Source organism: Kitasatospora sp. NPDC030952 (assembly GCF_055571335.1).
Map to the genome: position 1 here is coordinate 458,425 of NZ_JBVIFM010000002.1, position 14,327 is coordinate 472,751.

At 74.5% G+C, this 14,327-nt stretch carries 15 protein-coding genes; 5 read left to right on the forward strand and 10 right to left on the reverse strand.

Annotated features, from left to right (window positions below):
• Positions 1-13 precede the first annotated feature (13 nt).
• The 4 genes from ACZ47G_RS06755 to ACZ47G_RS06770 form a co-directional block, all read right to left on the reverse strand.
• Positions 14-514: an NUDIX domain-containing protein gene (locus tag ACZ47G_RS06755; RefSeq protein WP_465740384.1), complete on the reverse strand. Its 501-nt coding sequence runs from the start codon at positions 512-514 to the stop codon at positions 14-16.
• A 105-nt stretch (positions 515-619) separates the two neighbouring features.
• On the reverse strand, positions 620-1,693 hold the full coding sequence (locus tag ACZ47G_RS06760; protein WP_465740385.1) for a serine hydrolase domain-containing protein: 1,074 nt from the start codon (positions 1,691-1,693) through the stop codon (positions 620-622).
• 29 nt (positions 1,694-1,722) lie between these two features.
• Complete coding sequence (locus tag ACZ47G_RS06765) at positions 1,723-2,238, reverse strand: GNAT family N-acetyltransferase (RefSeq protein ID WP_465740386.1); 516 nt, start codon at positions 2,236-2,238, stop codon at positions 1,723-1,725.
• A gap of 24 nt (positions 2,239-2,262) precedes the next feature.
• Positions 2,263-2,655: an ankyrin repeat domain-containing protein gene (locus ACZ47G_RS06770; RefSeq protein WP_380457594.1), complete on the reverse strand. Its 393-nt coding sequence runs from the start codon at positions 2,653-2,655 to the stop codon at positions 2,263-2,265.
• Between the two features lie 432 nt (positions 2,656-3,087).
• Between ACZ47G_RS06770 and ACZ47G_RS06775 the strand changes: the two genes are divergently transcribed.
• The 3 genes from ACZ47G_RS06775 to ACZ47G_RS06785 all read left to right on the forward strand — a co-directional run bounded on the left by ACZ47G_RS06775 (position 3,088) and on the right by ACZ47G_RS06785 (position 5,657).
• The gene (locus tag ACZ47G_RS06775) at positions 3,088-3,282 is read left to right on the forward strand and encodes a hypothetical protein (protein WP_189917198.1); all 195 of its coding nucleotides are present in this window, start codon (positions 3,088-3,090) and stop codon (positions 3,280-3,282) included.
• A 112-nt stretch (positions 3,283-3,394) separates the two neighbouring features.
• The gene (locus tag ACZ47G_RS06780; protein WP_465740387.1) at positions 3,395-5,005 is read left to right on the forward strand and encodes a hypothetical protein; all 1,611 of its coding nucleotides are present in this window, start codon (positions 3,395-3,397) and stop codon (positions 5,003-5,005) included.
• 277 nt (positions 5,006-5,282) lie between these two features.
• Complete coding sequence (locus ACZ47G_RS06785; protein WP_380457589.1) at positions 5,283-5,657, forward strand: RNA polymerase-binding protein RbpA; 375 nt, start codon at positions 5,283-5,285, stop codon at positions 5,655-5,657.
• A gap of 204 nt (positions 5,658-5,861) precedes the next feature.
• On the opposite strand, the gene fxsA is transcribed toward ACZ47G_RS06785, so the two are convergent.
• The 5 genes from fxsA to ACZ47G_RS06810 form a co-directional block, all read right to left on the reverse strand.
• The gene (gene fxsA, locus ACZ47G_RS06790) at positions 5,862-6,440 is read right to left on the reverse strand and encodes an FxsA family membrane protein (RefSeq protein WP_465740388.1); all 579 of its coding nucleotides are present in this window, start codon (positions 6,438-6,440) and stop codon (positions 5,862-5,864) included.
• 55 nt (positions 6,441-6,495) lie between these two features.
• On the reverse strand, positions 6,496-8,142 hold the full coding sequence (gene lnt, locus ACZ47G_RS06795) for an apolipoprotein N-acyltransferase (RefSeq protein WP_465740389.1): 1,647 nt from the start codon (positions 8,140-8,142) through the stop codon (positions 6,496-6,498).
• A 167-nt stretch (positions 8,143-8,309) separates the two neighbouring features.
• Positions 8,310-8,762, reverse strand: a complete 453-nt coding sequence (locus ACZ47G_RS06800; RefSeq protein ID WP_465740390.1) for an N-acetyltransferase — start codon at positions 8,760-8,762, stop codon at positions 8,310-8,312.
• Positions 8,763-8,803: 41 nt separating this feature from the next.
• On the reverse strand, positions 8,804-10,411 hold the full coding sequence (locus ACZ47G_RS06805) for an amidohydrolase (protein WP_465740391.1): 1,608 nt from the start codon (positions 10,409-10,411) through the stop codon (positions 8,804-8,806).
• A 50-nt stretch (positions 10,412-10,461) separates the two neighbouring features.
• Positions 10,462-10,902 (reverse strand): Lrp/AsnC family transcriptional regulator, encoded by a 441-nt coding sequence (locus tag ACZ47G_RS06810; RefSeq protein ID WP_030058365.1) that lies wholly within the window; start codon positions 10,900-10,902, stop codon positions 10,462-10,464.
• 383 nt (positions 10,903-11,285) lie between these two features.
• Between ACZ47G_RS06810 and ACZ47G_RS06815 the strand changes: the two genes are divergently transcribed.
• Entirely contained in the window at positions 11,286-11,786 is a 501-nt protein-coding gene (locus ACZ47G_RS06815; RefSeq protein ID WP_465740392.1) for a hypothetical protein, read from the forward strand.
• A 124-nt stretch (positions 11,787-11,910) separates the two neighbouring features.
• Here ACZ47G_RS06815 and ACZ47G_RS06820 read toward each other — a convergent pair whose 3' ends face one another.
• Entirely contained in the window at positions 11,911-13,074 is a 1,164-nt protein-coding gene (locus ACZ47G_RS06820) for an acyl-CoA dehydrogenase family protein (RefSeq protein WP_465740393.1), read from the reverse strand.
• 330 nt (positions 13,075-13,404) lie between these two features.
• On the opposite strand from ACZ47G_RS06820, the gene ACZ47G_RS06825 reads away from it, so the two are divergent.
• Positions 13,405-14,040, forward strand: coding sequence for a uridine kinase family protein (locus tag ACZ47G_RS06825; protein ID WP_465740561.1), 636 nt, complete (start codon positions 13,405-13,407; stop codon positions 14,038-14,040).
• Positions 14,041-14,327: the final 287 nt, after the last annotated feature.

Sequence of the window (14,327 nt, forward strand, 5' to 3'; positions counted from 1 at the left end):
GGCCGGAGCGGGCTCACCCCACGTACCCCGCCGAGTGCAGCAGGGTGACGGCGCCGGTCCGCCGGGCCTCCAGGGCCCCGGTGAGCCGGCGCGCCGCGCAGGGGTGCAGCAGGACGGCCGCCCGGGCGGGGGTGAAGTAGCCGTGGTCGGCGATCTCCTCGGCCTGCAGCCGGACCGCGGTGCCCGGTTCGAGCGCGCCACCGTCGAACATGAAGTGCACGGCGGGGTGGGCGTATTGGCCCTGGTCCGGGATCGCCTCCCGCCACTCCACCACCAGCAGCCGCAGCTCGCCCGCCAACAGCCCGGTCTCCTCGCGCAGTTCGCGGGCCGCGCACTCGGCGGGCCCCTCCCCCGGGTCCATCCCGCCGCCGGGGAACTGCCACTGGTCGCGGTAACTCGCCTTCAGCAGCAGGACCTTGCCGTCCTCGCCGGTGAGCAGCACGCTGCACCCGACGTAGGCACGCACTATCCCGGAGAGCCACTCCTCCTCCGAGAGTGCCCAGGTCTCCGTCATCGCGCCTCCTTCGCCGGCTGCTCCCCGTCGCGGCCACTCTGCCGCAATCACCGCCGCGCGAAAGGTGGTTCGTACCTAATCCACCCGATCGGGTGCCGGTCTCCGTCAGCCGAAGACCGCTCGCCGGAGGGCGTTGCGCAGATCGGTGAGCCCCTGGGTGACCCTGCTGTGGTGCACCTGGTTGGTGAGCAGCAGGGCCCAGCGGCCGAGCCGGCGGGAGACCCAGATGCCGGTGCCGGTGAAGCCGTAGTGGACGAAGGTCCCCTCGGCCGGCTCGGTGCCGGCCGCGTACAGCCAGGACAGGCCGCGCGCGGGGGCCAGGCCGCCGGTCTGCTCGCGCAGCGATTCGGTGATCCACGGTTCACCCCAGGGGAGTCGGGGCGGCGGGGCGAGCAGGGCGGCGAGGAAGCGGGCGAGGTCGCAGGCGGTGGAGAAGGCGCCGGCGTTGCCGGAGACGCCGCCGAGCAGCCGGGCGGACGGGTCGTGCACGACGCCGCGCAGGTGGGCGCCGGTCGGCTCGTGGTACTCGGTGGGGGCCGTCCGGGCCAGGTCCGCGCCGCCGAGCGGCCCGTACCGGGTGTCGGTCATCCCGAGCGGCCGCCAGACCCAGCGGGCGGCGAGTTCGTCCAGCGGCGCACCGCCGAGGTCCTCGACCAGGTAGGTGAGCAGCACGGCGGCACGGTCGGTGTACTCGACGGCGGCTCCCGGCACCCGGTGCAGCGGGGCGGCGACCACCCCGGCCCGGATCGTGGCCGGCTCCCGCCCGTAGAGCTGCTCGAAACGGGTGTACGGCAGCATCCCGGCGGTGTGGGCGAGGAGTTGACGAATCGTCACCACGCCGACCGGGTGTCCGGCGGCGGGCGGCCAGCAGCGGCCGAGCGGGTCGTCCAGCGGCAGCCGGCCGGACTGCCACAGCACCCCGGCGCAGGGCCAGAGCGCCACGATCTTGGTGAGGCTGGCGAGGTCGTACAGGGTGTCCGGCCCCGGCCGCAGCCGCGCGTACGGGCCCTGCCCGAGGGTGCCGTGACTGCCGCCGCCGAGCGTGCCGCCGGCGTCGCCGACGGCCCAGACGGCGCCCAGGCCGACGGCGTGGGCGCCGTCCCGGACCAGCCGGTCCAGTTCCCCGCCGGGCGCGGCCAGGGCGGGGAGGCGTTCCGCCTCGGGTGCTCGGTGATTCACCCCGGGTGTCTACCCGGGGCGCCGAGCGCTCAGACCGCCGCCGGGAGTTCCTTGCCGAGGCAGATGCTCTGCGGGTGGTCCTTGTAGATGCCGAACTTGCGGATCGCGGCGTAGCCCTCGGAGCCGTACAGCGCGATGGCCTCGGGCTGCTCGGTGCCGGTCTCCAGGATGAGGCGGGTGCGGCCGGCCTCGACGGCGGCCTGCTCCAGCCGGTGCAGCACCGCCCGGGCCAGGCCCCGGCCGCGGGCGTCGGGGATGACGAACATCCGCTTCAGCTCGGCGTCGCCGTCGCGCAGGTCGTCCGGGCCGGCCTGCTTGGCCCGCCAGCCGCCGCAGGCGACCGGGCGGCCGTCCAGGTAGGCGATCAGGAACAGGCCGGCCGGCGCCTCGAAGTCCTCGGGGTGCAGCACGGTCTCGTCCGGGTCGCCGTAGCGCCGGACGTACTCCTGCTGCACCTCCGCCGACAGGGCCTGCGCGTCGGGGTGGGCGTACCCGGTGATGCGGAACTCGACGGTGCCGGTGACCCGGGTGGTGGTGCTCTCCATGGTGAGAGAGCCTACGGCGCCGGTTCAGCGACCCTCGAACCGGGCGAGCAGCTCGGTCTTGCCGAACATCGCCGCGGCGTCGACGGCGGACGGCACCCCGGCCTTCGGGTCGGCGCCGCCGGCCAGCAGGGCCTCGACGACGTCCGTGCCGCCCTTGAAGACGGCTCCGGCCAGCGGGGTCTGGCCCTTGTCGTTGGCGCGGTTCGGGTCGGCGCCGCGCTGGAGCAGGGCTTCGACGGTGGCGGCGTGGCCGTGGTAGGCGGCCAGCATCACCAGGGTGTCGCCGCTGCCGTTGGTGAGGTCCGCCGAGACGCCCGCGTCCAGGGCGGTGACCAGGGTGGCGGTCTCTCCGGCACGGGCGGCGTCGAAGAGCTTCCCGGCGAGCGCGATCACCTCGGCGTCGGGGGCATCGGTCATGTCGGGCTGCCTTTCCTGTGGGCCGTTCCGGTGGGACGGCGGGGGCCGGTGCGTACCGCACCGTAGCGGCCGGCGCCGGCCCGGGGCCAGCAGGCGTCCGGATTCCGGACGGCGGCCGCGCCGGTGCGGGTGCGGTACGACGTGCGGCCGCTCGGATGCGCCGCCATCCGAGCGAACTTCCCGGACCCCTCGGAAACTTCCCGCCCACCCCCCGGGAATGCCTCGCGGCACCGATTCCACGCGGCTTCCACCCAGCAGCCATGCGGCCCGAGGCCCCCACACCCGGCCGGTTCGCATACCGCCGTCCGGCTTCCGGCGCGGCATCAGGCGATAGAACCACCCATTTGCGCCGTTCCATCATCTATTACTTTTTGTCACGATTATGACACTTTAAGTAACACTGTCCCCCGTCCCCCTCCCCGAGGAGCAGAAGTGATCCTCTCGATTTCCGGCATCGTCCTGTTCGGCACCATCGCCTTTCTGTTCTTCCGCAGGGACGGACTGAAGGTCTCGCACGCCATCGTCTGCGCCCTGCTCGGCTTCTACATCGCCGGTTCCTCGATCGCCCCGAGCATCACCGCGGGCGGCGCCAGCCTGGCGAGCCTGCTCGGCGGCATCCGCTTCTAGGCGGCGCCACTCCCCCACCGGCCCGGGCGCGGATCCCACCGCCCCGGGCCCCGTCGTACCACGAGCAGTCCCCCCTCACCCCACCCGTCCCATTCGTCCGGGGAGTCACGGAATGCCGCTCCACCGCCATCTCAGCAAGGGCCGCGAGATCGCCCGAACCGCCGGGGACCACGCCACCGACATGTTCGCCCCGCTCAGCGTGATCGGCCGCGGGCTGCGCCACCACGCCGGCTGGGCCAAGGACCGCTGGCAGGCCACCCCGAAGGAGCGCCGCGGCCCGACGCTGTTCCTGTCCGCCGCCGTGCTGGTCGGCATCTACCTGCTGCCGCACGGCCTGCTGTTCGCCCTGGTCGGCCTGATGGCCAGCGCCGCCTGGGCCGGCCGGGCCCCCAAGGCGGCGGCCGCCCCGCCCGCGCCCGACGTCGCCGACGTCAAGCTCGGCGCCCTCTACTCAGCACTGACGCCGTACCTGTGCGGGCCCGAGGACGCCAACCCGCTGTACCACTTCGAGGGCAGCTACAAGAACGCCTTCGGCTCCTGGGAGTTCGACGGCGAGGGCCGGCTGTCCCGGCTGGAGCTGAGCTACCCGGCGTACTTCACCGACACCGAGCCCACCGCCCGGGCCCGGATCGAGCAGGTCGTCCAGGGCAAGGCCGGACGTGCCCGGGAGTACCGCTTCGACTGGGACGAGGAGTCCAACCGGCTGCGGATCACCGCGCTGGCCCCGCTCGCCACCGACATCGCCGCCCAGCGCTTCGTCGCCGCCCCGGGCGAGATCGTGCTCGGCTTCACCGACGAGGACGGCACCGCCCGCACCATCCCGGTCCACCAGGGCGGCACCACCGCCCAGCAGCCCCCGGTGGTCTGGCGCACCGGACCGCGCTCCTCCGAGCCGCACCTGCTGGCGCTCGGCGTCGCCGGCTACGGCACCTCCAGCCTGATCCGCTCGATCGCGCTCCAGGCCCTCCCGTACGGCGACCTGGTGGTGATCGACGGCGCCGGGACGGGCGAGCACGCCTGCCTGGTCAACCGGCCCGGCGTGCACACCGTGGAGACCAGCCTGCACGGCGCGCTGGCCGCGCTGGAGTGGGCCGCCCAGGAGACGGAGCGCCGGCTCGCCGCGCTGAACGCCGCCCGGCACACCGGCACGGCACTGCCCGAGGACCTCACCCGGCCGCTGTGGCTGCTGCTGGACCACCCCACCGAGCTGGGCGAGCTCGCCCACGCCGAGGGCCGCCCCGACCCCCAGGAACTGCTGGAGCTGCCGCTGCGGCACGGCCGGGCCGCCCGGGTCACCGTGGTGATCGCCGACGACGTCGAGGCCCGGGACCGGATCACCCCGACCGTCCGGTCCACCACCCGGGCCCGGGTGCTGCTCGGCCCCGCCGGGCCCGAGGAGGGCCGCGCCGCGCTCGGCGCGCCGCTGGACATCGTGCCCGCCGCGCACGCCCCGGTCGGCCGCGGCTACGCCCGGATCGGCAACGGCACCCCGGTCCGGCTCCAGGTGCCCGCCACCGTCGACCCGCTGGACGAGGACGCCCCGGCCCAGCTGCGGGACGCGGTGATCGCCCTGCTGCCGCACCGGGACAGCCGGACCGAGCCGGCCTCCGAGGCCCCTCCCCGCCCGGACCGCCCGCCGGTCGTCCCGGCGGACGCCCCGCCCGCCCACCCGGTCGACCTCGGCAAGGGCGAGCCGATGATCCGTTCCCGACCGATCTCCTGACCGCCCGGGAAGCGGGGGCGCCGACCGCCCCGGAATCCCCTCCGGGTACGCTCGTCACAGAAAGTCCGCACGATCACCAGATGTGAAATAGGTGACACCTGGGGTGATATCACCGGCCAGATGTGACAAATCGGGCGACGGTGGGTACAAACAGGGGCGGCACGACAGACGACGCATGTCCCGGGACGGGAATCTTCGTCGGAAGCCGAGCGTTGACCGAACGACGAAGAACAGCGACCACTAGTCCTGTGGGCCATAAGCCCGGGAGGCACGATTCATGAGCGAGCGAGCTCTCCGCGGCACGCGACTCGGGGCCACTAGCTACGAGACCGACCGTGGTATCGATCTGGCTCCCCGCCAGACCGTCGAGTACGCATGTCAGAACGGACACCGATTCGAGGTTCCTTTCTCGGTCGAGGCCGAGATCCCCGCGACCTGGGAATGCCGCTTCTGCGGTCAGGAAGCGGCTCTTCTCGACGGTGACGAGCCGGAGGAGAAGAAGGCCAAGCCCACGCGCACCCATTGGGACATGCTGATGGAGCGCCGGACGCGCGAGGAGCTGGAGGAGGTGCTGGCCGAACGGCTGGCCGTGCTCCGCTCCGGCGGGATGAATCTCGCGGTGCACCCGCGGGACACCCGTAAGAGCGCCTGACCCACTTCGCTCCCGCCGCGAGCGGGAGGACGCGAAAAGGGGCCCTGGTCACCAGGGTCCCTTTCGCGTTGTCCGCCCGGCCCCGGCCGGGCGGGGCGCGGTACGACTGTGGGCCGCCCGGTTCTCCGGGCGGCCCACAGGTGTGTCCGCGGCCTCCAGCAGGTGTGTCCGCGGCCTCCAGGCCCCGGACAGGGCCTTGCGCGGTCAGCCGTCGATCGGCGGGCGGTAGCCGGTGTCCGGACCCTGCGGGCCGGGCGGGCCGGTCTCCGGGTCCACCACCTGGCCCTGGATGACCTTGCCGTCCGGGCGGTGGATGCGCAGCTGCTCCTGCAGCCGCATCGCGTCCGCGAACGGGTCGGTGCCGACCGTGGCGGTGCTCCGCATCACCTTGTCCGCGACCCGGCGGCCGCCCGCCCGCCACAGCGCCCTGGTGGGCGGGAACAGCAGGGTCAGGGCGATCAGGTCGGACAGGAAGCCGGGGATGATCAGCAGCAGTCCGGCCAGCACGGTCAGGCTGGTGCCGGTCTGCGGCTGCTGGGACTGCGGGTTCTTGCTCTGCTCGATCGCCGCCGACAGCGCCTTCAGCCCGGCCCGCTTGATCAGCCAGCCGCCGATCACCCCGCCGGCGATGAGCAGCGACAGGACGGCGAACCCGCCCAGCCACGAGCCCACCAGGACCAGCAGCCAGATCTCCAGCACCAGCCAGGCGGTGATCAGCAGCGGCAGCACCCGGCGGAGCCTGCTGCGCGGGACCGGAGGGGTGGGGGTAGCTTGCTGGGTCACGGTACGAATCCACTCCAAGCGGTGCTCTGCGCGCCGCACGGGAGGTCCGGGCCGGCTACGGCACCACCCGGTCCAACGATTCCCCGGCGGCCGGTGTTCCGTCCGCGGACTTCCGGCGGCGGCCGAGCAGCACGGCGGCGGCGCAGGCCAGCAGGCCTCCGACGGCCAGCGTCCACTCCGGGGCCGCGCCGACCCGGTCGGCGACCGTGGTGCCGTCGCGCAGCGGGACGGTGGCGGACAGCTCGGCCGGGGTCAGCTCCGCGGTGCGCTGCTCCACGGTGCCGTCCGGGGCGATCACCGCGCTGATGCCGCTGGTGGCGGCGATCAGGACGGCCCGGCCGTGCTCGACCGCGCGCAGCCGGCTCATCGCGAGCTGCTGCTCGGGCTGGCCGGTCTTGGCGTAGGTCGCGTTGTTGGTCTGGACCACCAGGACGCGGGCGCCGCTGTCCACGGTGTCCCGGACGATCTCGTCGTAGGCCACCTCGAAGCAGATCACGTCGCCGATCCGCGCCGGGCCGAGCTGCATCACGCCGTTGTGGTCGCCGGGGTAGAAGTCGCGGGCGACCCGCTGGAGGCGGGTGATCACCTTCATCAGCTGGGCGCGGAACGGCACGTACTCGCCGAACGGGACGGGGTGCTGCTTGGTGTACGAGGCGCCGGGGCCGGTGACCGGGTCCCACACGATGCCCTCGTTCTGGACGTGCTGGGCGTCCGGGCCGTCCACCAGGGTGCCGACCAGGGTGGGCACCCCGACGGCCTTGACCGCCTCGTCGATGCGCTGGCGGGCCAGCGGGTCGCTGAACGGGTCGAGGTCGGAGGAGTTCTCCGGCCAGATCACCACGTCGGGCCTGGGCACCTTGCCGGCCTGGACGTCGGCGGCGAGCCGCTCGGTGGCCGAGGCGTGGTTGTTGAGCACCATCATCGGGCGGCCGAGGAAGTCCATCCCCGGATTGGGCACGTTGCCCTGGACGATGGCGACCTTCACGGTGTCGGCCGCGGCCGTGGGGACCGGGACGAGGTAGCCGGCCAGCAGCGCGGCCACCGCGCCCAGCGCCGCCAGCGCGGCCGCCCTCGGGGCCCGGCCGGGACCGCGCACGCGCAGCGCGGCCCAGGCCAGCAGCGTGCCGGAGAGCGCGACCGCGAAGGTCACCAGCGGGGCGCCGCCGAGCGCGGCCAGCGGGGTGTACGGGGTGGCGGTGTTGGCGAAGGCCAGCCGGCCCCAGGGGAAGCCGCCGAGCGGCAGCCGGTCCCGCGCCCACTCCTGGGTGACCCACAGGGCGGCCGCCCAGAGCGGCCGGCCGGGCAGCCGGGAGGTGAGCGCCAGCGCCCCGCCGAGCAGGGCCAGGAACAGCGCCTCGATCACCGACAGGCCGACGGTCGCGTCCCAGCCGACCACCCGCAGCCAGCTGAGCAGCATCAGGAAGAACGGGAAGCCGAAGGCGAAGCCCGTCCAGGCGCCCTGACGGAAGGTGCGGCCGCGGGTGAGCAGCGAGAGTGCGGCGACGCCGAGCAGGGACAGCGGCCACAGGTCGTACGGGGGGAAGGCGAGGGCCAGCAGCAGGCCGGCCAGCGCGGCCAGACCGGTGCGCGGCAGCCCGGCCCGGACCTTGGCGAGCGCGCGGGCGCCGCGACCGGGGGTGGGGGCCGGATCCTGTGGCTCGGGAGCGGTCCCGGACCGCTCCTGGGTGACGGGAATGGCCACCGGCGCACCATCTTCCTGGGGCTTGCTGTTCGGACGCTGTGCGAAGAAGGTACCCCGGAAGGTCGGGGTCGCGTGAGGTCAGGGTGGTAGGGCCCTTCGCCCCGGCCTCTCCGGGCCCTTCCCCTTCCCGTCTCTCCCTCCGGCTCCGGCTCCCGCCCGGCTCCGGCTCAGCGCTCGGAGTAGTGGAGGCGCCCCAGCGGCCAGTGGTCGGTGAGCCAGGCGGAGACCGCGCGGTAGAGGGGGGCGTCCAGTTCGGCGCGGTCGGCGCGGACCCAGGAGCTGACCGAGACCACCGACGGGTCCTCGCGGTCCGGGTAGATGTAGACGCAGCCGATCACCTCGTCCCGGTCCGGTTCCAGGACGGTGTAGGTGAAGCCGCGACGGGCCTCGAAGTCGGCGGCGTGGCGGCGCAGGTCGGCGAGGTTGTCCTCGAGCGGCATGCCGTCGACGGGCGGCCAGCCGCGGCCGGCCCAGCCGGGGGTGGCGCGGATGTGCTCGACGCTGCCCGTCCAGGCGGCGTGGTCGGAGGCGTTGTGCTGCTCGCCCAGGGGCTCCAGGCGGAACTCCGGGGCGAGCAGCTCGCGCGGGACGGTGAAGTCGGCGGGTACCAGTTCGGTCATGGTCGGCACCCTACGAGGCGGCCGCCCGCCGATCATCCGGTTTACCGCTGGTACACCGTGCGACCGCGGACCACGGTGCGCAGGCAGACCGGCAGCTCGTGGCCGGGGGTGAGGTCGGGCAGGCCGGGGGTGCCGGAGCGCGGGTCGGTGGACCAGCCGGCCACCCGGGAGTCGGGGGCCTGGACGACCAGCTCGTCGGCGGCCCAGACCGCGTAGTTGGCGATCGCGCCGGGCACCAGCACGCCGTCGTGGTCGCGGCCGATCGCGCGCCAGCCGCCGCGGGTGTGGGCGGTGAACGCGGCGCGGACCGAGATCCGGTGTTCGAGCGTCCGGTGGAAGGCCGCGGCGCGGACGGTGCCCCAGGGGTCGAGCGGGGTGACCGGGGCGTCCGAGCCGAAGGCCAGCGGGACGCCGGCCCGCAGCAGCGCGGCGTACGGGTTGAGGACGGCGGCCCGCTCGGCGCCCAGGCGCTGCACGTACATGCCGTCCGGGCCGCCCCAGGCGGCGTCGAAGGCGGGCTGGACGGAGGCGGTCAGGCCGAGCTCGGCGAAGGCGGCGATGGCCTTGTCGTCCAGGGCCTCGGCGTGCTCGACGCGGTGGCGCAGCGCCTTGACCCGGTCGGCGCCGACCCGCTCGCCGGCCGTGCGCACGCCCTCGATCACGGCGGCGAGGGCGGCGTCGCCGATGGCGTGGAAGCCGGCCTGCAGCCCGGCCTCGGTGCAGGCGGCGACGTGGTCGGCGACCTGCTCGGCCGTCAGGTAGGCGGTGCCGGTGTGTTCGGCGTCGGCGTAGGGGGCGTGCAGGCAGGCGGTGTGCGAGCCGAGCGCGCCGTCCACGAAGAGGTCGCCGCCGGCTCCCACCGCGCCGAGCCGGCGGGCGGTCTCGACTCCGCCCAACTCGCCCCAGTAGCCGTACACTTCGGGACCCTCGCCGTCGGCGGCCAGGGCCAGCAGGTCGGTCAGGTCGGCCGCCGAGGAGATCTCCGGACCGGCACACTCGTGCAGGGCGCCGATGCCCAGTTCGGCCGCGCGGGCCAGGGTGGCGCGCTGGGCCCGGCGGCGCTGCTCGGGGGTCAGCCGGGCGAGGGCGGTCCGCCGGACGGCGTGGTGGGCGTCCTTGGTGAGCGGGCCCTCGGCGTCGTGGCCGGGCCGCTCGGCGAGGCCCTCGGTGAGGGTGCGCAGCGCGGTGGTGGCGAGCGCGGAGTGGACGTCGGTGCGGGAGAGGTAGAGCGCGGCGCCGCGGGCGGCCTCGTCGAGCTCGGCGAGCGTGGGCGGACGGCCCTCGGGCCAGCCGGTCTCGTCCCAGCCGTGGCCGATCAGCACCCCGCCGTCCTCGGGCCGGGCCTCGACGAAGGCGGTGACCGCGGCCAGGGTGGCGGCCAGCGAGGGGCTGCCGGTGAGGTCGAGGCCGGTGAGCGCCAGTCCGGCGGCGGTGGCGTGCACATGGGCGTCCACGAAGGCGGGGGTGACCAGGGCGCCGTCCAACTCGACGATCTCGTCCGCCGTCGCGGCGTACGCCTCGGCGGCGCCGTCACTGCCGACCCAGGCGATGTGCCCGCCCTCCACGAGCATCGCGGTGGCGAAGGGGTCGGCGGGGCTGTAGACGGCGCCGCCGCGCAGCAGGACGGTCCGGGAGGTGCGTTCGGTCATGCGGCTAAGTCTGCACCTTGCTTTTCGCTCCGCGGAGTCCGGCTCGGCCTTCAGAGCTTCGGCGGCCGGGCCTCGTACGGGGTGGAGAGCACGACGGTGGTGCGGGTGGAGACTCCGGCGGCGCTGCGGATGCGGGCCAGCAGGTCCTCCAGGTCGCCGGGGGCGCCGACCCGCACCTTGAGGATGTAGTTCTCGTCGCCGGCGACGCTGTGACAGGCCTCGATCTCGGGCAGGCCGGCCAGTCGGTCCGGGGTGTCGTCGGGGGCGCTGGGGTCGAAGGGCTTGACCGAGATGAACGCGGTCAGCGCCAGGTCGACGGCGTCGGGGTCGATGATCGCGGTGTAGCCGCGGATCACCCCGCGCTGCTCGAGGCGGCGCACCCGCTGGTGCACCGCCGAGGTGGACAGGCCGGTGGCCTTGCCCAGGTCCGTGTAGCTCATCCGGCCGTCCTCTAGGAGCAGCTGGACGATGCGTTGGTCGAGATCCTCCACAGTGCGCAAACCTACCGGGTCGGGGACACGGGGGTGCACGGTGGTTGCGCACCCGCCCGGAGCCGAAGGGCGCGCCGGCGGCGAAGGCGACGAGCGACAAGCGAGGGACGAGCGCCGGAGAGTGGGCCCCTCCTGCCCGGGGGCGGGCGTGGAGGGCGAACGTCGGCGCCGGGTCAAGAGCGCACGGAGGCGAGCGGGCGGATCACAGTGGGACGGCAGGTGTCAGACGGGCATGTGCCGGGTGAATGTGGCAGCCGGTGTGGCCAAGGACACACCCGGTGCATCACGGTGCGCAACTCCGCAGGATTATGAGCCCGGATGGCAGGGAAGTGCTGGTTGTGGCCCTGAGCGACCACGCCGGGCCCGATCCTAGGGGGATCCTCATGCCTGCTACTGACCAGCGCGTGCTGGCCGCCGACGAGACCGACGATCCGACCGGCCGCGACGACCTCGCGGTGGACCACGTGCCGGGCGGCGACCCGGGCGAGGCCGAGGGCTGGGACATCTTCCGGGTCCACTGCCCCGAGTGCCGTCGCCCGATCGCCCTGGTGGCGGACGAGGAGCGGCTGCCGCAGCACGCGCTGCTGCCCACCGCCTGGAACCCCTTCGCCCCCGCGATCTGCCCCGGCTCGGGCACCCTCACCGACGACCTGGCCGAGGTGGAGAGCCCGGAGGACGACGAACCGACCGGGTTCGGCGCGCTGTTCAAGCTCCCGAGCGAACTCGACTGGCGCACCCAGCCGTTCTCGCACGCGCTGGTGCACCGCCCGGTGCGCGGCGCGGCGGCCGGTGTCGCCGCCCCGGTGAAGACCGTGCGGCCGATCGTCGCGACCGTGCCGCTGGCCACCATCCCGGAGCAGCGTCGGCGGCTCGCGCGTCGCTGACTCCCCCGGCCCGCCGGTGAGTTGACGTTCGGTCGGAAAGTCGCCTCCGGCCGCCGCTCCGCACCCTGGAGCGACGGCCGGAGGCCGTATCGGGGAGGGCCGCGGCCCTCCGTCCGGCCCCGGCTCAGCCCTTGGTGAGGTGGCGGCCGATCACCAGGCGCTGGATCTGGTTGGTGCCCTCCACGATCTGCAGCACCTTCGCCTCGCGCATGTAGCGCTCGGCCGGGAAGTCCTGGGTGTAGCCGTAGCCGCCGAGCACCTGGACGGCGTCGGTGGTCGCCCGCATCGCCGCGTCGGTGCAGAACAGCTTGGCCATCGCCGCCTCCTTGGAGAACGGGCGGCCCGCGTCCTTCAGCCGCGCGGCGGCGAGGTACAGCGCCCGCCCGGCCTCGATCTGGGTGGCCATGTCGGCGAGCATGAAGGACAGGCCCTGGAAGTCGGCGATCGGGCGGCCGAACTGGCGCCGGGTGCGCGCGTAGTCGACCGCGAGGTCGAGCGCGGCCTGGGCGACGCCGATCGCGCAGGCGGCGATGCCGAGGCGGCCGGAGTCCAGCGCGGCGAGCGCGATCTGGAAACCCTGGCCCTCCTCGCCGACCAGCCGCTCCCGGGCCACCCGGGCGCCGTCGAAGTGCAGCTGGGCGGTCGGGGAGGAGCGCATGCCCATCTTGTGCTCCGGCGGCGCGGCCGACAGGCCCTGCTGGGTGCCGGGGACGAGCAGGCAGCTGATGCCCTTCGGGCCGTCGGCACCGGTGCGCACCAGGGCGCTGTAGAAGTCGGCCTGCCCGCCGTGGGTGATCCACGCCTTGGTGCCGTTCACGACGTACTCGTCGCCGTCGAGGTCGGCGCGGGTGCGCAGGGCCGCCGCGTCGGAGCCGGACTGGGGCTCGGAGAGGCAGTAGGCGCCGAGCTGCTCGCCGGAGAGCATGCCGGGCAGCCACGTGCGGCGCTGCTCCTCGCTGCCGAAGGTGGCCAGCGCGTGGCAGGACAGGGTGTGCACGCTGACGCCGAGGCCGACGGCCAGCCAGCCGGCCGCCAGCTCCTCCAGCACCTGGAGGTACACCTCGTAGGGCTGCTCGCCACCGCCGTACTCCTCGCCGTACGGGAGGGACAGCAGGCCGGCCTCGCCGAGGGTGCGGAAGACCTCCCGGGGGAAGCGGCCGGCCGCCTCGTCCTCCGCCGCGCGCGGCTGCAGCTCGCGCTGGACCAGGTCCCGGGTGAGGCTCAGCAGCTCGCGGGCCTCCTCGCTGGGCAGCTGGCGGTCCACGGCTTTCACGGGGGACGGGGTCATGGCGAGGGTCGCCTCCTCGATCGGGCGCCGGCCCGGGGTGGCGGGTGGTCCGGCGCGGTGTGGCAGGTCGGCCCGACCGGCACCGGGTTGCGGTGAACGGCCGTTCACAGGCGTGGCGAAGGCGAGTATGCCCCAAACCCGCGCTGCCGTCACGACCTGCACAGATCAACTGTCCGCAGTGGTGGGCTACGGCACCGTAGGGTTGACGATGTGGCTGCATCCGGAACCGCTCACCGCCCCTCTCCGCCCGTTCCCGCCGATCCGCCGACCGGCCTCGGCGCGACCGGCCTCGGCGCGACCGGCGACGGCGCGACCGGCGACGGCGCGGCGGTGGCCACCGGCGGGGCCGACACGGCCGGGGCGCTCGCCCGGCTGGCCGCGGAGCTGCGCGCGCTGCCGCCCTCCTGCGGGCCGGTGCGGCTGGTCGCGGTGGACGGGCACGCCGGCTCCGGCAAGACGACCTTCACCGGGCGGCTGGCGGCGGCGCTCGGCGGGGCGCCGGTGATCCACCTCGACGACCTGGCCACCCACACCGAGCTCTTCGGCTGGACCGGGCGGCTGCGCGAGCAGGTACTGGAGCCGCTGGCGGCCGGCCGGGACGCCGAGCACCGGGTGTACGACTGGACGCTGCGCCGCTTCGCGGGCACCGCCCGGGTGCCGGCCGCGCCGGTGGTGCTGGTGGAGGGGGTCGGCGCGGGGCGCCGGGAGGTCCGGCCGTGGCTGGCCCGGGTGATCTGGATGGAGTTGGACGCGGCCGCGGCCCGGCGGCGGGGCGAGGAGCGGGACGGGCCGGAACTCGCCGGGTTCTGGGCCGGTTGGGCCCGCGCGGAGGCGGCGCACTTCGCCGCCGACCCGAGCCGTCCGCACGCCGCGACGAGGGTCGACGGGGTGACCGGGCGGATCGCGCCGAGCACCGTCGGTGAACCTTCAACTAGGCCCTTGACCTGCGACATCACCAGGATCTAGGTTCTCCTCAGCCGCCGGAACCCACCGCTCCGGCCGCCTCGGACCCGGCGTCCCCGGCTTGTTCCCCCGTGAGCCGGGGGCGCCGTCCGGTCCCCTCCCCCGGCCTGCCCGGTCAGCGGTTTTTCGGCCATCCGGCCGCTCAACCACCGTGCGCGCGATCGCATTTGACCCTGTACGGCACCCTTCCGGATCAGCCCCGCGCCGGTACGATTCCCGGTAGGCGCATATGCGCCCCGGGGGCTCGACGACCACCGGCCCGGCTGCGCACAGACGATCCGCCGGCCGAG